19 protein-coding genes are annotated in these 18,424 nt (G+C 62.7%); 15 read left to right on the forward strand and 4 right to left on the reverse strand.

What is annotated here, in order from left to right:
* The first annotated feature begins 250 nt into the window (after positions 1 to 250).
* The 4 genes from U8L64_RS03245 to U8L64_RS03260 all read left to right on the forward strand — a co-directional run bounded on the left by U8L64_RS03245 (position 251) and on the right by U8L64_RS03260 (position 4,548).
* Positions 251 to 2,689, forward strand: a complete 2,439-nt coding sequence (locus tag U8L64_RS03245) for a Lon protease family protein (protein ID WP_167135961.1) — start codon at positions 251 to 253, stop codon at positions 2,687 to 2,689.
* Between the two features lie 169 nt (positions 2,690 to 2,858).
* Entirely contained in the window at positions 2,859 to 3,200 is a 342-nt protein-coding gene (locus tag U8L64_RS03250; protein ID WP_043298002.1) for a PA4575 family protein, read from the forward strand.
* Between the two features lie 162 nt (positions 3,201 to 3,362).
* Positions 3,363 to 3,851 (forward strand): TIGR00645 family protein, encoded by a 489-nt coding sequence (locus U8L64_RS03255; RefSeq protein WP_008567437.1) that lies wholly within the window; start codon positions 3,363 to 3,365, stop codon positions 3,849 to 3,851.
* A gap of 79 nt (positions 3,852 to 3,930) precedes the next feature.
* A complete protein-coding gene (locus U8L64_RS03260) occupies positions 3,931 to 4,548 on the forward strand; it encodes an FKBP-type peptidyl-prolyl cis-trans isomerase (protein WP_043298001.1) in 618 nt (205 codons plus the stop codon).
* Positions 4,549 to 4,581: 33 nt separating this feature from the next.
* Here U8L64_RS03260 and U8L64_RS03265 read toward each other — a convergent pair whose 3' ends face one another.
* Both U8L64_RS03265 and U8L64_RS03270 read right to left on the reverse strand, forming a co-directional pair.
* Positions 4,582 to 4,809: a PA4570 family protein gene (locus U8L64_RS03265; protein WP_138301043.1), complete on the reverse strand. Its 228-nt coding sequence runs from the start codon at positions 4,807 to 4,809 to the stop codon at positions 4,582 to 4,584.
* A gap of 141 nt (positions 4,810 to 4,950) precedes the next feature.
* Complete coding sequence (locus tag U8L64_RS03270; RefSeq protein ID WP_333393963.1) at positions 4,951 to 5,919, reverse strand: polyprenyl synthetase family protein; 969 nt, start codon at positions 5,917 to 5,919, stop codon at positions 4,951 to 4,953.
* Between the two features lie 242 nt (positions 5,920 to 6,161).
* Here U8L64_RS03270 and rplU point away from each other — a divergent pair, with 242 nt between their 5' ends.
* From rplU to U8L64_RS03295, 5 genes are all read left to right on the forward strand, one after another.
* Positions 6,162 to 6,473: a 50S ribosomal protein L21 gene (gene rplU, locus U8L64_RS03275; RefSeq protein WP_043297998.1), complete on the forward strand. Its 312-nt coding sequence runs from the start codon at positions 6,162 to 6,164 to the stop codon at positions 6,471 to 6,473.
* Positions 6,474 to 6,508: 35 nt separating this feature from the next.
* On the forward strand, positions 6,509 to 6,766 hold the full coding sequence (rpmA, locus tag U8L64_RS03280; RefSeq protein ID WP_008567431.1) for a 50S ribosomal protein L27: 258 nt from the start codon (positions 6,509 to 6,511) through the stop codon (positions 6,764 to 6,766).
* 152 nt (positions 6,767 to 6,918) lie between these two features.
* Positions 6,919 to 8,136, forward strand: a complete 1,218-nt coding sequence (cgtA, locus tag U8L64_RS03285) for an Obg family GTPase CgtA (protein ID WP_054093497.1) — start codon at positions 6,919 to 6,921, stop codon at positions 8,134 to 8,136.
* A gap of 100 nt (positions 8,137 to 8,236) precedes the next feature.
* Positions 8,237 to 9,355, forward strand: coding sequence for a glutamate 5-kinase (gene proB, locus U8L64_RS03290; RefSeq protein WP_333394096.1), 1,119 nt, complete (start codon positions 8,237 to 8,239; stop codon positions 9,353 to 9,355).
* 7 nt (positions 9,356 to 9,362) lie between these two features.
* Entirely contained in the window at positions 9,363 to 9,827 is a 465-nt protein-coding gene (locus tag U8L64_RS03295) for a CreA family protein (RefSeq protein WP_054093499.1), read from the forward strand.
* An 85-nt stretch (positions 9,828 to 9,912) separates the two neighbouring features.
* Here the strand turns inward: U8L64_RS03295 and rpsT are convergent, their stop codons facing one another.
* Positions 9,913 to 10,191: a 30S ribosomal protein S20 gene (gene rpsT / locus U8L64_RS03300; RefSeq protein ID WP_003288018.1), complete on the reverse strand. Its 279-nt coding sequence runs from the start codon at positions 10,189 to 10,191 to the stop codon at positions 9,913 to 9,915.
* 220 nt (positions 10,192 to 10,411) lie between these two features.
* Here rpsT and murJ point away from each other — a divergent pair, with 220 nt between their 5' ends.
* The 6 genes from murJ (at position 10,412) to ispH (ending at position 17,830) form a co-directional block, all read left to right on the forward strand.
* Positions 10,412 to 11,959 (forward strand): murein biosynthesis integral membrane protein MurJ, encoded by a 1,548-nt coding sequence (gene murJ, locus U8L64_RS03305; protein ID WP_333394098.1) that lies wholly within the window; start codon positions 10,412 to 10,414, stop codon positions 11,957 to 11,959.
* Between the two features lie 83 nt (positions 11,960 to 12,042).
* On the forward strand, positions 12,043 to 12,996 hold the full coding sequence (gene ribF, locus U8L64_RS03310; protein WP_333393980.1) for a bifunctional riboflavin kinase/FAD synthetase: 954 nt from the start codon (positions 12,043 to 12,045) through the stop codon (positions 12,994 to 12,996).
* On the forward strand, positions 12,993 to 15,824 hold the full coding sequence (ileS, locus tag U8L64_RS03315; protein ID WP_333393982.1) for an isoleucine--tRNA ligase: 2,832 nt from the start codon (positions 12,993 to 12,995) through the stop codon (positions 15,822 to 15,824). The genes ribF and ileS overlap by 4 nt, the downstream gene beginning before the upstream one ends.
* Before the next feature lie 21 nt (positions 15,825 to 15,845).
* Positions 15,846 to 16,349: a signal peptidase II gene (lspA, locus tag U8L64_RS03320; protein WP_054093503.1), complete on the forward strand. Its 504-nt coding sequence runs from the start codon at positions 15,846 to 15,848 to the stop codon at positions 16,347 to 16,349.
* A complete protein-coding gene (locus U8L64_RS03325) occupies positions 16,342 to 16,779 on the forward strand; it encodes an FKBP-type peptidyl-prolyl cis-trans isomerase (protein WP_043297990.1) in 438 nt (145 codons plus the stop codon). The genes lspA and U8L64_RS03325 overlap by 8 nt, the downstream gene beginning before the upstream one ends.
* Before the next feature lie 106 nt (positions 16,780 to 16,885).
* The gene (gene ispH, locus U8L64_RS03330) at positions 16,886 to 17,830 is read left to right on the forward strand and encodes a 4-hydroxy-3-methylbut-2-enyl diphosphate reductase (RefSeq protein WP_333393988.1); all 945 of its coding nucleotides are present in this window, start codon (positions 16,886 to 16,888) and stop codon (positions 17,828 to 17,830) included.
* Here the strand turns inward: ispH and U8L64_RS03335 are convergent.
* Positions 17,827 to 18,339, reverse strand: a complete 513-nt coding sequence (locus U8L64_RS03335) for a GspH/FimT family pseudopilin (RefSeq protein WP_333393991.1) — start codon at positions 18,337 to 18,339, stop codon at positions 17,827 to 17,829. The two genes, ispH and U8L64_RS03335, sit on opposite strands and share 4 nt — an antisense overlap.
* Between the last annotated feature and the right edge of the window lie 85 nt (positions 18,340 to 18,424).

Genomic DNA, 18,424 nt, shown 5'->3' on the forward strand with positions numbered 1-18,424 from the left:
TTGGGAAGGCTCTAGCAAGCCCCTTTCGGCGGCGCGGACGGTTGACCTGAATCAAACCGACGGGGACATACGGCTGCGACCAAGTGTGTCGGCGTGTGACAGCGTGGTTCGGGTTCGCCTGTTCGTGCGATCGCGGACGCGGCTCGGCCCGAAGCACCGACGCTGCAGCCGGCAGCCTTGCGGCGTGTCGGTGGCGACGCCAGAATGGCGGCATCAATCGTGGCCCGCGTGCCATCCTCAAGGATTCCTGATGTCTGAAAATATCGCGGCCGGGCTGCGCCTGGCACCCGATGCGCTGACCCGTCCGTTCGACCCCAGCCAGTTCAACTTCACCAACACCGACGAGCTGGAGCCGTTCCTCGGCGTGCTTGGCCAGGAACGGGCGGTCGAGGCGTTGCAGTTCGGCGTGGCGATGCCGCGCCCCGGCTATAACGTCTACGTCATGGGCGAGCCGGGCACCGGTCGTTTCTCCTTCGTGCGCCGCTATCTGCGCGCCGAAGGCAAGCGCCTGCAGACGCCGGCCGACTGGCTGTACATCAACAATTTCGACGAACCGCGCGAGCCGCGTGTGCTCAAGCTGGAGCCGGGCAGTGCGGCGGCCTTCATCGCCGACATCAACCAGCTGATCGACAACCTGCTGGCGACCTTTCCGGCGGTGTTCGAGCACCCGAGCTTTCAGCAGAAGAAGAGCGCCATCGATCGCGCGTTCAATCAGCGCTACGACAAGGCGCTGGACATCATCGAAAAGCTCGCACTGGAGAAGGAGATCGCGCTGTACCGCGATGCCAGCAATATCGCCTTCACCCCGATGAAGGATGGCAAGGCGCTGGACGAAGCCGATTTCGCCCTGCTGCCCGAAGCCGAGCGCGAGCGCTACCACAACGATATTTCCGCGCTGGAGGTACGCCTGAACGAGGAGCTGGCCAGCCTGCCGCAGTGGAAGCGCGAGTCGACCAATCAGCTGCGCCTGCTCAATGACGAAACCATCAGCCAGGCGTTACAGCCGCTGCTGGCGCCGTTGTCGCAGAAGTATGCGGAGAACGCCGGGGTCGAGGCCTATCTGCAAGCGGTGCAGGTCAACCTGCTGAAGACGGTGGTCGAGCAGTTGGTGGACGAGAATCGCCCGGAAGCGCAGAGCCGGGTGCTGCTGGAGGAGCAGTACAGCCCGAGTCTGATGGTCGGCCACAGCCTCGACGCCGGTGCGCCGGTGGTCTTCGAGCCGCATCCGACCTACGACAACCTGTTCGGCCGCATCGAATACAACACCGATCAGGGCGCGCTCTACACCAGCTACCGGCAATTGCGCCCTGGTGCGCTGCATCGCGCCAACGGCGGCTTTCTCATGCTCGAGGCGGAGAAACTGCTCGGCGAACCCTTCGTCTGGGAGGCGCTCAAGCGTGCCCTGCAGTCACGCAAGCTGAAGATGGAGTCGCCGCTGGCCGAGCTCGGTCGTCTGGCCACGGTGACGCTGACGCCCGAAGTGATTCCGCTCAACGTCAAGGTGATCATCATCGGCTCGCGGCAGCTGTACTACACGCTGCAGGACCTGGACCCGGACTTCCAGGAGATGTTCCGGGTGCTGGTGGACTTCGACGAGGACATCCCGCTGGCCGAGGACAGCCTCGAGCAGTTCGCCCAACTGCTCAAGACCCGCACCTCGGAGGAGGGCATGGCGCCGCTGAGCGCCGCCGCGGTGGCGCGGCTGGCGACTTACAGCGCGCGGCTGGCTGAGCACCAGGGGCGGCTGTCGGCGCGTATCGGCGATCTGTTCCAGCTGGTCAGCGAGGCCGACTTCATCCGTCAGCTGGCCAAGGACGCGGTGACGGACGTCGGCCACATCGAACGTGCGCTGAAGGCCAAGGCGACGCGCACCGGCCGGGTGTCGGCGCGCATCCTCGATGACATCCTCGCCGGCGTGATCCTGATCGACAGCGAAGGCGCGGCCATCGGCAAGTGCAACGGGCTGACGGTACTGGAGGTGGGCGATTCGGCGTTCGGCATGCCGGCGCGCATTTCCGCCACCGTCTATCCAGGCGGCTCGGGCATCGTCGACATCGAGCGCGAGGTTAACCTCGGCCAGCCGATCCACTCCAAGGGCGTGATGATCCTCACCGGCTATCTCGGCAGCCGCTATGCGCAGGAGTTTCCGCTGGAGATCTCGGCGAGCATCGCGCTGGAGCAGTCGTACGGTTATGTCGACGGCGACAGCGCCTCGCTGGGCGAGTGCTGCGCGCTGATTTCCGCGCTGTCGCGCACGCCGCTCAAACAGTGTTTCGCCATCACTGGCTCGATCAACCAGTTCGGCGAGGTCCAGGCGGTTGGCGGGGTCAACGAGAAGATCGAGGGCTTCTTCCGCCTCTGCGAGGCGCGCGGGCTGACCGGCGAGCAGGGCGTGATCATTCCTTTCGCCAACGTCGCTACGCTGATGCTCGACGAGCGGGTACTCGAGGCGGTTCGCTGCGAGCGCTTCCACGTCTACGCGGTGCGTCAGGTCGATGAGGCGCTGTCGCTGCTGGTCGGCGAGCAGGTGGGCGCAGCGGACGAGCAGGGGCGCTTTCCGTCCGGCAGCGTGAATGCGCGCGTGGTGGAACGGCTGCGCGATATCGCTGCCATCGGTCTGGAAGACGACGACAAGCCGGAAGAGGTTCGCCCGGCTGGCGCGAAGGCGCCGGAGGAAGAAGGCAAATAGATGGCACTTTTCGCCTAACAAGCGGAACGATAGCGCAGGCGGCGGGTCTACCGGGCAGGCTCCATTTACCGTCCATCCACAGGTTTATCCACAGCCGGTGGGGATAAGCAGGCTGCCTGGCAGCGCTGGCCTTCGGCGTTGCGGCAGCCAGGTTGCGAGGACCGCCGCCATGTCGCACGCGCTATGCCTGAATCGTCAATGCCTGGGTCTGGTGACCCGTATCGAATGCATGATCCGCCCGCTGGCGGGCGGTAACGGTCTGTGGACGCTGCTCTGTGCGGCCGGTCTGGCCGATTCGCAGCCCACAGCGATAAAGGTGCAGGGTCCGTTCCGCGGACCGCGCATGGCCGAGTCGGTGCTGGAGATGATCGCCAGCAACCTGCAGGGGCAGGGCTATTGCCCCTCCGAGGATCCGGCCATCTGGCAGTTGCACATGCAAGCCGAGCTGCGCCGGGTCAACGCCAATCAGGCGCGCTTCCTGGGCGGGTGGGAGTCCCAGCCGGAGAGATGACACGCCGTGCGGGTCATGCTCGCGCAGCGGCAGCGCCTGAACAGTGTCGATTCTTTCGGGCTGTTATCCACAGCGTAATATCGCGGCACATCCTCGACTTGTCCGTCATTTCGTGCTGCGTATACTCGCCAGCCGAATTTCCTCCCTGGTTGTGAGAGCCCCATGGAACGCTTTCTTGAAAACACCATGTATGCGGCGCGCTGGCTGCTGGCGCCTATCTATTTCGGTCTGGCGTTTGCGCTGTTGGCGCTGGCGATCAAGTTCTTCCAGGAAATATTTCACATCCTGCCGGCGATCCTCGCGCTCAGTGAGGCCGAACTGATCCTCAAGCTGCTGTCGCTGATCGACATGGCGCTGGTTGGCGGTCTGCTGGTGATGGTGATGATTTCCGGCTATGAGAATTTTGTGTCCCAGCTGGATATCGCCGAGGGCAAGGAGAAGCTCGACTGGCTCGGCAAGATGGACTCCGGCTCGCTGAAGATGAAGGTCGCGGCGTCCATCGTCGCGATTTCTTCGATTCACCTGCTGCGCATGTTCATGGACGCCCAGCAGCTGGAGAGCGAGAAGCTGATGTGGTACGTGATCATTCATCTGACCTTCGTGCTTTCGGCGTTCGTCATGGGCTACCTGGACAAGCTCACCAAGCACTGACGTCGTCTGGGTCGCAGGCGCGGAGAGGGCGGCGAGCTGTGCTAGGCTAGCGACCCTTTTCGCCTTTCGGAGCCTCGGCATGACCGAACTCAACCTCTCTACCGACGAAACCCGCGTGAGCTACGGCATCGGCCGCCAGCTGGGCGATCAGCTGCGCGACAACCCGCCGCCGGGGGTCAGCCTGGATGCGGTGATCGCCGGTATTCGCGATGCGTTCGCCGGAGCTGCCAGCCAGGTCAGTCCGCAGGAACTCAACGCCAGCTTCGCCGTCATTCGCGAGCGCATGCAGGCCGAAGCGCAGCAGAAGGCCGAGGCGGCTGCTGCCGAGGGGCGCGCCTTCCTGGCTGAAAATGCCCAGCGTGACGGCGTCACGGTGCTGGCGTCCGGCCTGCAGTACGAAGTGCTCGTGACCGGTGAGGGCGCTCGTCCGACTCGCGAAGACAACGTGCGCACGCATTACCATGGCACCCTGATCGATGGCAGCGTGTTCGACAGTTCCTACGAGCGCGGCCAGCCGGCCGAATTTCCGGTCGGTGGCGTGATCGCTGGCTGGACCGAGGCTCTGCAGCTGATGAATGCCGGCAGCAAATGGCGTCTCTACGTGCCCAGCGAACTGGCCTACGGTGCCCAGGGCGTCGGCAGCATCCCGCCGCACAGCGTGCTGGTGTTCGATGTCGAGCTGCTCGACGTGCTCTGATTCGCAGGCGGCAGTTCGTGCCGCCTCGCTTCGCTACGGGCGCAAGGCCCGGGCATAGCTGTACAGGAACAGGTTGCGTACCTGTTCCTTGAGCACACAGGGTTCACTGGTGCTCAGCTCGTGCAGATCCAGGTCTCCCTGCTCGCGCAGTTCCTCCAGAGCTTCGCCTTCCAGCGATACGCAGACTGTTCCCGTTTGCCGGTCGAGTATGCGCAGGTAGGGTTGTGGTCGGTCCAGCCAGGCATCGATCAGATAAGTCATGCGGCACCTCCAGTTGAATGTATTAATGAGAATAATTGTTATTAGCAGGAGTGCAAGCGCAGAAAGACCACCGTGCGAAGGGTGGTCTGGAAAAGGAGGGATTGGATTTCGCTAGCGCCGACTGGCGCGAAGGTGGCTCGCTTAGTGAGTGCGGGCGATGGCGAAACGGCTCAGTTCCACCAGCGCATCGCGGTAGTGGTTGGCGGGAATGAGTTCCAGGCAGCCAATGGCGCGCTCGACATGGTCGCGTGCCAGCTGTGCGGTATAGGCCAGTGCACCCGAGGCTTCGACCGCGCTGCGGATGCTTTCCAGATCTTCGACGCCGCCCTTCTGAATTGCGCGACGAACCAGTTCGGCCTGTTCCGCGGTGCCTTCGCGCATGGTGTAAATCAGCGGTAGCGTGGGTTTGCCTTCGGCCAGATCGTCGCCGACGTTCTTGCCCAGGGTTTCCGCGTCGCCCTGGTAGTCCAGCAGGTCATCGACCAGCTGGAAGGCGATGCCGAGCTGGTCGCCGAAGGTGCGCAGGGCTTCGCATTGCTCTGCGGTCGCGCCCGCCAGAGTAGCAGCACTATGGGTGGATGCTTCAAAGAGCATCGCGGTCTTGCCGCGAATCACTTCCATGTAGATGGCTTCGGTCGTGCTGGCGTCGCGAACCTTCGATAGTTGCAGCACTTCGCCTTCGGCGATCACGCGGGTTGCCTGGGAAATGATGCGCATGACCGGCATCGAGCCGAGTTCGACCATCATTTCGAACGAGCGGGCATAGAGGAAGTCGCCCACCAGTACGCTCGGCGCATTGCCCCAGAGGGCATTGGCCGTCGAGCGGCCACGGCGCATGCCGGACATGTCGACTACGTCGTCATGCAGCAGTGTTGAGGTGTGCAGGAACTCGATGATTGCCGCCAGCAGACGCAACTGATCGCCCTTATGCCCCAGCGCGCTGCCGCTGAGTAGCACCAGCAGGGGGCGTAGACGCTTGCCCCCCGCCGAGGTGATATAGTCCCCGATCTTTTCCACCAGCGGAACGCGCGAGGTCAGTTGCTTGCGAATGATGCCGTCGACAGCGGCAAAATCGTCGGCCACTACCTGGTAGAAAGACTGGGGTTGCATCAGGGACTCCTCGCAGATTGCGCGGCATGCTATGAGTCGGCTCTGGCACTGTCAAGGCGAGCGCCGCTGGGCCTTGCGCCGCCATTGTCACGTGCGTACAATCGCGGACCCTGAACTTTCCCCACGGGCATTTCCCTGCCTTACGCAATTGCACGGGCGTCTCATCCGGCCCCATGCAGCCATGCCAGCCACCAATACCTTCTATAAAGCGCTGGGTGAGCAGGATCAACGGAGATACACAGATGTACGCAGTTATTGTGACCGGCGGCAAGCAGTACAAGGTTGCCGAAGGCGAATTCCTCAAGATTGAAAAACTCGAAGTTCCGACTGGCGAGGCTGTCACTTTCGATCGCGTTCTGCTGGTTGGCAACGGCGACGACGTGAAGATCGGCGCTCCGGTGGTCGACGGTGCCAAGGTTACCGCTGAGGTGGTTGCCCAGGGTCGCCACGACAAGGTCACTATCATCAAGTTCCGTCGTCGTAAGCATCACATGAAGCGTCAGGGCCACCGTCAGTGGTTCACTGAGGTCAAAATCACCGGTATTCAGGGCTAATCGGGCCTGAATCCCCCTACAGGAGTATTGAACTCATGGCACACAAAAAAGCTGGCGGTAGTACCCGCAACGGTCGCGATTCCGAAAGCAAACGCCTTGGCGTGAAGATGTTTGGTGGCCAGGTCATCAAGGCCGGCAACATCATCGTTCGCCAGCGTGGCACCCAGTTCCACGCCGGTTATGGCGTTGGCATGGGCAAGGATCACACCCTCTTCGCCAAGGTCGAAGGTGTGGTCAAGTTCGAAGTGAAGGGCGCTTTTGGCCGTCGCTACGTGAGCGTCGTCGCAGCCTAACTGCGGCGTTGCTGGAAAAGCCCTGTCATGCGACGGGGCTTTTTTGTTTCTGTATCCTGTGAGGCTCTTGCAAAACGCTGTATGCCTCAGCGTTTTTGCAAGATCCTTACGTTTCTGTTTCCTAAGCCCGTCCTGTGACGGGAGGCGTTCCCATGAAATTCGTCGATGAAGTATCGATTTTTGTAAAGGCCGGCGACGGCGGCAACGGCATGATGAGCTTCCGGCGTGAGAAGTTCATCGAGAAGGGCGGCCCCAACGGTGGCGATGGCGGTGATGGTGGCTCGGTCTATCTCGAGGCCGACGAGAATCTCAACACTCTGGTGGACTACCGCTACACCCGTCGCTTCCATGCGCAGAACGGGCAGAAGGGTGGCAGCACCGACTGTACTGGCGCCAAGGGCGAGGATTTGATTCTGCCGGTGCCGGTGGGCACCACGGTCATCGATGCTGCGACCCAGGAAATCATGGGTGATCTGACCAAGGCGGGTCAGCGCCTGCTGGTGGCGCAGGGTGGCTGGCATGGGCTGGGCAATACCCGTTTCAAATCCAGCACCAACCGTGCGCCGCGGCAGACCACGCCGGGCAAGCCGGGGGATGCGCGTGATCTCAAGCTGGAGCTGAAGGTGCTGGCCGACGTCGGCCTGCTGGGGTTGCCGAACGCCGGAAAGAGCACCTTTATTCGCTCGGTTTCTGCGGCCAAACCGAAAGTTGCCGACTACCCGTTCACCACGCTGGTGCCGAATCTCGGTGTGGTCAGCGTGGGGCGCTACAAGAGCTTCGTCATCGCCGATATTCCTGGGTTGATCGAGGGGGCGGCAGAGGGTGCCGGACTGGGCATTCGCTTCCTCAAGCACCTGGCGCGTACCCGTTTGCTGCTGCATCTGGTCGATATGGTGCCGCCGGATGGCAGTGATCCGGCCGATGCCGCCGAGGTCATCCTGCGCGAGCTGGAGAAGTTCAGTCCGGCGCTGATGCAGCGTGATCGTTGGTTGGTGCTGAACAAGGCTGATCAGCTGCTCGACGAGGAGCGCGAGGAGCGCATGCGTCAGGTGGTCGAGCGGCTGGACTGGAAGGGACCGGTGTTCGTGATCTCGGCGCTGGAAAGCGACGGTACCGAGGCGTTGGCTCAGGCGATCATGCGCTATCTCGATGAGCGTACGCTGCGTATTGCCGAGGACCCGCAATATGCCGAGGCGCTGGCCGAGCTCGATCGTCAGATTGAGGACGAGGCGCGTGCACGTCTGCAGGAGCTGGACGACCAGCGAGCGCTGCGTCGCGCGGGCGTCAAGGCAGCTGACGAGGTCGATGATGACGACTTCGATGACGATGATGATGACGAGGGTGGTGCCGAGATCTTCTACGTGCGCTGAGTTTGAGCGCACGGCAAGCAGATTCGGGTGAGAGGTCGGGAAGGCGTGCTCATGCGTGGCCGCCCCGGAAAGGTTTTGGCCGAATGACAAGGCGGGAACGATGCGGGACAAGGTGAGCGGTGCGCGGCGCTGGGTGGTGAAAATCGGCAGTGCGCTGCTGACCGCCGATGGGCGTGGTCTCGATCAGGCAGCAATGGCGGTTTGGGTGGACCAAATGGTGGCCTTGCGTGCTGCCGGTGTCGAGCTGGTGCTAGTGTCGTCGGGTGCGGTGGCTGCCGGCATGAGTCGTCTGGGCTGGGCGGCGCGGCCGAAGGCTGTGCATGAGTTGCAGGCGGCTGCGGCAGTCGGGCAAATGGGATTGATCCGTGCGTGGGAGTCGAGTTTTGCGCGTTGCAATCAGCAGACGGCGCAGATCCTGGTAACCCACGACGACCTTTCTGATCGCAAGCGCTACCTCAACGCGCGCAGTACGCTGCGCACGCTGATTGATCTCGGTGTGGTGCCGGTGATCAACGAGAACGACACCGTCGTCACCGACGAAATCCGCTTTGGCGACAACGACACGCTTGCTGCCTTGGTGGCCAATCTGGTCGAGGCTGATTTACTGGTCATTCTTACCGATCGTGACGGCATGTTCGATGCTGATCCGCGGACCAATCCTGATGCCAACCTCATCAGTGAGGCGCGTGCCGACGATCCGGCGCTGGATGCCGTTGCCGGTGGCGCCGGGGGTGCGCTGGGGCGTGGCGGTATGCAGACCAAGTTGCGCGCGGCGCGACTGGCGGCGCGCTCCGGTGCGCATACGGTGATTGTCGGCGGGCGCATCGAGCAGGTGCTTGCACGGCTCAAGGCTGGCGAACGCCTGGGGACGTTGCTCGCGCCCGAGTGCAGTCGGCACGCGGCGCGCAAACAATGGCTGGCGGGGCATCTGCAAACGCGCGGTACCCTGACGCTGGATGAGGGCGCCGTGTATGCGCTGCGTCAGGGCAATCGCAGCCTCTTGCCGGTCGGTGTGAGGGCGGTGCAGGGCAGTTTTCGTCGCGGTGAGATGGTGGTCTGTGTCGGTCCGCAGGGCGAAGAGGTCGCGCGCGGTCTGGTGAACTACAGCGTTGCCGAGGCGCAGCGAATCCTCGGGCGCCCATCGGATGAAATCGAAAAGTTGCTCGGCTATGTCGATGAGCCGGAGCTGGTGCATCGCGACAACATGATTCTGGTCTGAGGTGGCTATGCGTGCTGCTTTCGTGGGGCTGGCGGCGGGATTGGCGTTGTCGGGGCTGGCAATGGCCGAAGAGATCGGCTCGGTCGATACGGTATTCAAATGGCTTGGGCCGAATCACAAGATCGTGGTCGAGGCCTTCGATGACCCCAAGGTTGCGGGTGTGACCTGTTATCTGTCGCGCGCAAAAACCGGCGGGATCAAGGGTGGGCTCGGGTTGGCCGAGGATCGGGCAGAGGCCTCGATCGCCTGTCGTCAGGTCGGGCCGATTCGCTTTGCCGAGAAGCTCGAGGATGGTGAGGTGGTCTTCAAAGAGCGGACGTCGCTGGTGTTCAAGACCATGCAGGTGGTGCGCTTCTTCGATGAGTCGCGCAATACGCTGGTGTATCTGGTCTATAGCGATCGCGTGATCGAGGGTAGTCCGCAGAATGCAGTGACGGCGATTCCGGTGCTGCCTTGGTCGACTGCCCGCTGATCCGCGCTGGCAGTGCATAAAGATAAAAGTGAAGATATGAAAAAACCGGCGCAAGGCCGGTTTTTTCAAAGAACTTGCAGCGTAATCAGGCTGCGGCAGCTTCGCCGAGGGCCTTGATGTGGCCGTTCAGGCGGCTCTTGTGGCGAGCAGCTTTGTTCTTGTGAATGATGCCTTTGTCGGCCATGCGGTCAATGACCGGTACGGCTGCGGTGTAGGCTGCGCGGGCCTTGTCCAGGTCCTTGGCGTCGATGGCCTTGACCACATTCTTGATGTAGGTGCGGACCATGGAGCGCAAGCTGGCGTTGTGGCTGCGACGCTTCTCAGCCTGAATTGCGCGTTTTTTGGCGGAAGGGCTGTTGGCCACCGTCGAACTCCTCGAAAACGTGGGGATTGCAAAGCAAATAAGGCCGCGAATCATGCCGATGCGTCACGCGCTTGTCAAGCCTGTGTCGCGGGCGCGCGAAGCTGGTCGGACAGGTGGGCTGCGGCTAAACTCGCCGCCTCGTTGCGTGTCGTATCTGGCCAACGAACCGGCCGGCGCGAACGCGTCATGCCGAAACCCGCTGCGATTCCAGGAAAGACTGATGTCCGAAAACAACGGCAAGGGCGGATTGTTGCGCTCCAGCGCGGTGGTCAGTGCCATGACGCTGCTGTCGCGCGTGCTGGGTATGGTACGCGATATGGTCGTGGCCAGCTATTTTGGCTCTGGGGCGGCGGCGGATGCCTTCTTCATCGCCTTCAAGATCCCCAACTTCCTGCGCCGGCTGTTCGCCGAAGGAGCTTTCGCTCAGGCGTTCGTGCCGGTGCTGTCGGAGTATCGCGCCAAGCGCTCCCTGGCGGAGGTCAAGCAGCTGGTCGATCGCACGGCTGGCATGCTCGGCCTGGTGCTGGCCGGCCTGACCGCCGTGGGCGTGCTGTTTGCGCCCTATGTGGTGATGGTGTTCGCGCCGGGCTTCCATGACGATCCGGCGAAGATGCAATTGGCCGGCGATCTGCTGCGCATCACTTTTCCCTACCTGCTGCTGATTTCGCTCACCGCCTTCACGTCCGGAGTGCTCAACAGCTACGGGCATTTCGCTGTGCCCGGCTTCACTCCCGTGCTGCTGAATATCTGCATGATCGTCTCGGCGGTATTCCTGACGCCGTATTTCGATCAGCCGGTGATGGCGCTGGCCTGGGGGGTCTTCATTGCTGGTTTCGCCCAGCTGACGTTCCAGTTGCCCTACGTGGCGAAGTTGGGATTGCTACCTAGGCCCAGGTTCAAACCGGGCGACGAGGGGGTGCGGCGGATCATGTTGCTGATGGTGCCGGCATTGTTCGGCGTGTCGGTCAGCCAGATCAACCTGTTGCTGGATACTGTGCTGGCCTCGTTCCTGCAGACTGGCAGTGTCTCGTGGTTGTACTACGCCGACCGCCTGTCCGAGTTGCCGTTGGGCGCGTTCGGCATCGCCATCGGTACGGTGATCCTGCCCAGTCTGTCGCGTCAGCATGCCAGTGACGATCCGCAGGCGTTTTCCTCCACGCTCGATTGGGCGCTGCGGATGGTCCTGCTGGTGGGCGTGCCTGCCGCGCTGGCGCTCGGCATCCTTGCCGAGCCGATGATTGCCGGGCTGTTCTTTTACGGGGCGATGACGGAGGAGGCGGTGGTCCAGTCGGCTCGCGCGTTGCAGGCGTACTCGCTTGGCGTGCTGGCGTTCATGCTGATCAAGGTGCTGGCCCCGGGATTCTTCGCTCGTCAGGATCTGAAGACGCCGGTGCGCGTGGCGATCATCTGTATGGTCGCGAACATGGTGATGAATCTGATTCTGATCTGGCCGCTCAAGCACGTCGGCCTGGCGCTGGCGACCTCGCTGTCGTCGATGCTGAACGCGTTCCTGCTGTTCTGGGGGCTCTACAAGATCGGTGTCTATCGACCCGCTGCCGGGTGGTGGCTGTTTGCGCTGCGCCTGGCTGGCGGTTGCGCAGCCATGGTGGCGGTGGTCTGGTGGCTCAATGTGCCCTCGTCGGAATGGTTCGCCTGGGGCTGGCAGCAGCGGGCGCTGCGTCTGACGCTGCTGATTTGTGCCGGGTTGGCGGCATTCGTTGCCGGCCTGGTGATGCTCGGTCTGCGACCGCGGCATTTTCGCCACTGATCGCACCGGGCGGTAGGGAGCAAACCTGTCCGGGATGCTCCGCACATGCGTATAATCGGCCACTTTTCAAGCAAGAAGTGCGTATGCAGCTGGTTCGAGGCCTTCACAACCTGCGCCCCCGGCATCGGGGTTGCGTCGCCACCATCGGCAACTTCGACGGCGTGCACCGGGGGCATCAGGCCATCCTGGCGCGTCTGCGCGAGCGTGCAGCCGAATTGGGCGTGCCCAGTTGCGTGGTCATCTTCGAGCCACAGCCGCGTGAATTCTTCGCTCCGGACAAGGCGCCCGCGCGTCTGACTCGTCTGCGCGAAAAACTCTGCCTGCTGAGCGAGCAAGGTGTCGACCGGGTGCTGTGCCTGGCCTTCAATCGGCGACTGCGCGAGCTGAGCGCCGCCGAGTTCGTTCATGCCACCCTCGTGCAGGGGCTGGGGGTGCGCCATTTGGAGGTGGGGGACGACTTCCGCTTCGGTTGCGACCGCGCCGGCGACTTTGATTTTCTGCGCAAGGCCGGCGCCGCCGAGGGCTTCACCGTCGAGGCGGCGACCACCATCGAGGTGGATGGCGAGCGGGTCAGCAGCACGCGCGTGCGTCAGGCATTGGCTGGCGGAGATCTGCAGGCGGTCGAGGCGCTACTGGGTCGGCCGTTCAGCCTGGGCGGACGGGTGATACACGGGCAGAAGCTCGGCCGCCAGCTCGGCGCGCCAACCGCCAATATCCAGCTCAAGCGCCGCAGCACGCCGCTGAGCGGGGTGTTCGTGGTCAGCCTGGAGCTGGATGGCGGGCAACTGGCTGGCGTTGCCAACATCGGCACGCGCCCGTCCGTCGAGAGCGATGGCAAGCCGCATCTGGAGGTGCATCTGCTCGACTATCAGGGTGACCTGTACGGCCGGCGGGTATGCGTAACCTTTCATCGCAAGCTGCGCGACGAGCAGCGTTTCGCCTCGCTGGAGGCACTCAAGACGGCGATAGACGCGGATATCGCCGCCGCCCGCGCTTATTGGCGGGCTTCACTCACCCACGAGTCAGGACTGAAATGACCGATTACAAAGCGACCCTCAATCTGCCGTCCACGGCATTTCCGATGAAGGCCGGTCTGCCACAGCGCGAGCCGGAGATTCTGCAGCGCTGGAACAGCATCGACCTGTACCGGAAGCTGCGGCAGATCGGCGAAGGTCGCCCGAAATTCGTCCTGCACGATGGCCCGCCCTACGCGAACGGCAATATCCACATCGGCCACGCGGTGAACAAGGTCATCAAGGACATGATCGTCCGGTCGCGCACCCTGGCCGGCTTCGATGCGCCTTATGTACCGGGCTGGGACTGCCACGGCCTGCCCATCGAGCACAAAGTCGAGACCACCTTCGGCAAGAACCAGCCGGCGGACCTGACCCGCGAGCGCTGCCGCACCTACGCCGCCGAGCAGATCGAAGGGCAGAAGGCCGACTTCATCCGTCTCGGCGTGCTCGGCGACTGGGACAATCCCTACAAGACAATGGATTTCGCCAACGAAGCTGGCGAGATCCGCGCCCTGGCGAAGATGGTCGAGGGTGGCTTCGTCTTCAAGGGACTGAAGCCGGTGAACTGGTGCTTCGATTGCGGTTCGGCCCTGGCCGAAGCGGAAGTCGAATACCAGGACAAGAAATCCGATGCTATCGACGTGGCCTTTGCCGTTGAAGATGCCGACAAGCTCGCGGCCGCCTTCGGTGTTGCTGATCTAGCCAAGCCGGCCAGCATCGTCATCTGGACCACCACGCCCTGGACCATCCCTGCGAACCAGGCGCTCAACGTTCACCCCGAGTTCATCTATGCGCTGGTCGACACCGGCGAACGGCTGTTGGTGCTGGCCGAGGAGCTGGTGGAGTCCTGCCTGCAACGTTATGGCCTGAGCGGCGAGATCGTCGCTCGCTGCGAAGGTCGCGCGCTGGAGCTGATCCGCTTCCGCCACCCGTTCTACGAGCGCTTCTCGCCGGTCTATCTGGCCGAGTACGTGGAAACCGGCGCGGGCACCGGCATCGTTCACTCGTCGCCGGCCTATGGCGAGGATGACTTCCGCACCTGCAAGCACTACGGCATGGAGAACGACGACATTCTCAGCCCGGTGCAGAGCCACGGCGTATACGTCGCGGACCTGCCGTTCTTCGGCGGCCAGTTCATCTGGAAGGCCAACCCGGCCATCGTCGAGAAACTGCGTGAAGTCGGTGCGCTGCTCAAGCACGAGGCTATCCAGCACAGCTACATGCATTGCTGGCGACATAAGACGCCGCTGATCTACCGCGCCACCGCGCAGTGGTTTGTTGGCATGGACAAGGTCGCTCACGACGGCAGCTCGCTGCGCCGCCGCGCGCTGGATGCCATTGAGCAGACCCAGTTCGTCCCGGCCTGGGGTCAGGCGCGTCTGCACGGCATGATTGCTGGGCGCCCCGACTGGTGCATCTCGCGTCAGCGCAACTGGGGCGTGCCGATCCCGTTCTTCCTGCACAAGGAAAGCGGCGAGCTGCATCCGCGCACGGTCGAACTGATGGAGCAGGTCGCCCAGCGCGTCGAGCGCGAGGGCATTGAGGCTTGGTTCAAGCTCGATCCGGCCGAGCTGCTCGGCGACGAGGCCGGGCAGTACGAGAAGACCAACGACACGCTGGACGTCTGGTTCGACTCCGGCACCACTCACTGGCACGTGATGCGCGGTTCGCATCCGATGGGCCACGACGAAGGCCCGCGCGCCGATCTCTATCTGGAAGGCTCCGACCAGCATCGCGGCTGGTTCCATTCGTCGTTGCTGACTGGCGCCGCCATTGATGGTCACGCGCCATACCGCGGCCTGCTGACCCACGGCTTCACCGTGGACGAGAACGGCCGCAAGATGTCCAAGTCCCTGGGCAACGTCATTGCCCCGCAGGAAATCACCGACAGCATGGGCGCCGATATCCTGCGCCTGTGGGTTTCGGCCACCGACTATTCGGGCGAGATGGCGGTGTCCACGCAGATCCTGCAGCGCAGCGCTGATGCCTACCGGCGCATCCGCAACACCGCGCGCTTCCTGCTTTCCAACCTCGACGGCTTCGACCCGACACAGCACATGGTGGGCAACGGCCAGCTGATCGCCCTGGATCGCTGGGCCATCGACCGTGCCCTGTTGCTGCAGCGTGAAATCGAGGAAGCCTACGAGACCTACAAGTTCTGGAACGTCTACCAGAAAGTGCACAACTTCTGTGTGCAGGAGTTGGGCGGTTTCTACCTCGACATCATCAAGGACCGCCAGTACACCACCGGTGCCGACAGCCTGCCACGGCGTTCCTGCCAGACCGCGCTGTACCACATCGCCGAGGCGCTGGTGCGCTGGATCGCGCCGATCCTGGCGTTTACCGCCGAGGAAATCTGGCAATACCTGCCGGGCCAGCGCAACGAGTCGGTGATGCTCAACACCTGGTATCAGGGGCTGACCGAGTTGCCGGAAGGCTTCGAGCTCGATCGCGCGTTCTGGGACAAGGTCATGGCGGTCAAGGCAGCGGTGAACAAGGAGCTGGAAAACCAGCGCAACGCCAAGACCATTGGCGGCAACCTGCAGGCGGAAGTCACGCTGTACGCCGATGAGTCGCTGGCGGCCGAGCTGGCCAAGCTGGGCGACGAGCTGCGTTTCGTACTGATCACCTCCGCAGTCGAAGTCGCTCCTCTGGCGCAGGCACCGGCCGCCGCGGTGGACAGCGAGCTGACCGGCCTCAAACTGGTGGTTCGCAAGACGGAACATGCCAAGTGCGGGCGCTGCTGGCACCACCTGCCGGACGTCGGCAGCCATGCGGCGCATCCGGAAATCTGCGGTCGCTGCGTGGAAAACATCGAAGGTGCTGGCGAGGTGCGTCACCATGCGTGATGCGTTTTCGGAGGCACGGCAATGACCAGCCGTCTCGGCAAGCTCGCCTGGCTCTGGCTCAGCGTGCTGGTGATCGTGGTCGATCAAGTCACGAAGCACTGGTTCGAGGCCAATTTCAGCCTGTACCAGAAGGTCGATGTCATCCCCGGCTATTTCGCCTGGACGTTGGCCTACAACACCGGAGCGGCCTTCAGTTTTCTCGCCGATCACAACGGCTGGCAGCGCTGGCTGTTCGCCGTGATCGCCATTGGCGTGAGCGTCGTGCTGGTGGTCTGGATGAAGCGCTTGAAGGCCAGCGAGACCTGGCTAGCAGTAGCGTTGGCGCTGGTGCTGGGCGGTGCGCTGGGCAATCTCTACGATCGCGTGGTGCTGGGCCACGTGGTCGATTTCATCCTGGTGCATTGGCAGAACCGCTGGTATTTCCCAGCCTTCAATATCGCCGATAGCGCCATCACCGTAGGCGCCCTGATGCTGGCGTTGGACATGCTCAAGGGCAATAAGACCGGAGAATCCGCACATGACTGAACAGCGCATCGGGCCGGACAAGGAAGTCACCCTGCATTTCGCGCTCAGCCTGGAAACAGGCGAGCTGGTCGACAGTACGTTTGATAAGAAGCCTGCCACCTTCAAGGTGGGCGACGGCAACTTGCTGCCTGGCTTCGAGCAGCAGCTCTACGGTTTCAAAGCCGGTGACAAGCGCACCTTGCAGATTGCCCCGGAACAGGGCTTCGGTCAGGTCAACCCACAGAACGTGCAGGTGATGCCGCGCAGCCAGTTCGAGGGCATGGAGCTGTCCGAGGGCCTGATGGTGAGTTTTCAGGACGCCGCACGCACCGAACTGCCGGGCGTGGTGAAGGCGTTCGACGAGCGCCAGGTCACGGTTGATTTCAACCATCCGCTGGCCGGCAAGACGCTGACCTTCGAAGTCGAGATCATCGACGTTCGCCCGGTCTAACCTGGTCGGGGCTGGCGGGCATCCGCTGGCCACTGTGATTGCAGGATTAGCTGAGCTGTAGTGTTACTCCTCCTTCGTTTTCAAGCTCCGCGCGCCGAGACCCACTATGCAAATCAAACTCGCCAACCCCCGCGGCTTCTGTGCCGGCGTCGACCGTGCGATCGAGATCGTCAACCGTGCGCTCGAAGTGTTCGGCCCGCCGATCTACGTGCGCCACGAGGTAGTGCATAACAAGTTCGTGGTGGAAGACCTGCGAGAGCGCGGCGCGGTATTTGTCGAAGAGCTGGATCAGGTTCCGGACGACGTCATCGTCATCTTCAGCGCCCACGGCGTTTCCCAGGCGGTTCGCCAGGAGGCAGACAAGCGCGGTTTGAAGGTCTTCGACGCGACCTGTCCGCTGGTGACGAAGGTGCATCTGGAAGTGGCCAAGTACAGCCGGGAAGGGCGTGAGTGCATCCTCATCGGCCACCAGGGACACCCGGAGGTCGAAGGTACGATGGGCCAGTATGACGCGCGCAACGGCGGTGCGATCTATCTGGTCGAGGATGAGGCGGACGTCGAGCGGCTACAGGTGCGCAATCCCGAGGCACTGGCGTTCGTCACCCAGACCACGCTGTCGATGGACGACACCAGTCGGGTCATTGATGCGCTGCGTAGCAAGTTCCCCAGCATCGGCGGGCCGCGCAAGGATGACATCTGCTACGCCACGCAGAATCGCCAGGATGCGGTAAAGCAGCTGGCCGACGAGTGCGATGTGGTGTTGGTGGTCGGCAGTCCCAACAGCTCCAATTCCAACCGCCTGCGCGAACTGGCCCAGCGCATGAACACGCCGGCATATCTGATCGACGGTGCCGAGGATCTCAAGCGTGAGTGGTTCGAGAATGTCCAGCGCATCGGCATCACGGCCGGCGCCTCCGCCCCGGAAGTGCTGGTGCGCGGGGTCATCGGGCGATTGAAGGAGTGGGGCGCCGACGGAACGGACGAGCTGGAAGGGCGCCCGGAGAACGTGACGTTCTCGATGCCGAAGGAGTTGCGGGTTAAAACACTTTAGAAGGCTTCACAATCGCTGACGGCGACCGCCGATACCCGACCCGCGTTATTGATGCGCAACATGTAACCCTTGCCATCGTCCCCATGACAGAGCGCCAGTGTGCCCATCTGGTAGGCGCCGCTGATCAGTGTGGCTCTGCCGCTCGGGGTATAGCGGATGTAGCTCTGCACGGGCGTATTGCCGGTAAGGGAAAGCGCTGGTCCTACCGGCGGTGCATCTCTCAGCACCCGTTCGTGCTCTTGCAGGATGCCGTCGTGGTTTGTGTCTAGGAAGACCTGCCATCCATTCCGCCAGCGGTTCTGCTTTGGTGTGATCGACACGCTGCTACCGGTTCGAATCGCCTCTTGTCGTGCATAGGCCAAGCTTCCCCTTAGCATCGAAAGGGAGCTGGCGAGTTCCTGACCCTGGCGCAGCCAGCCCATTCCCGGCACGGCGATTAGTAAAACAATGCTGACTATCGAAAGTGTGACAAGTAACTCTACGAGACTAAGTCCCTTTGATGTATGCATGGCTTCCTGCCTTCGGTTGGATCTGGCGAAAGGGTACCAGTCGTCCGGCTTTCGCCTCCGACCATCCGCCTCTGAATGAATACTC

The sequence above is a fragment of the Pseudomonas sp. FIP_A4 genome (assembly GCF_036701605.1).
Lineage (GTDB): Bacteria > Pseudomonadota > Gammaproteobacteria > Pseudomonadales > Pseudomonadaceae > Stutzerimonas > Stutzerimonas phenolilytica.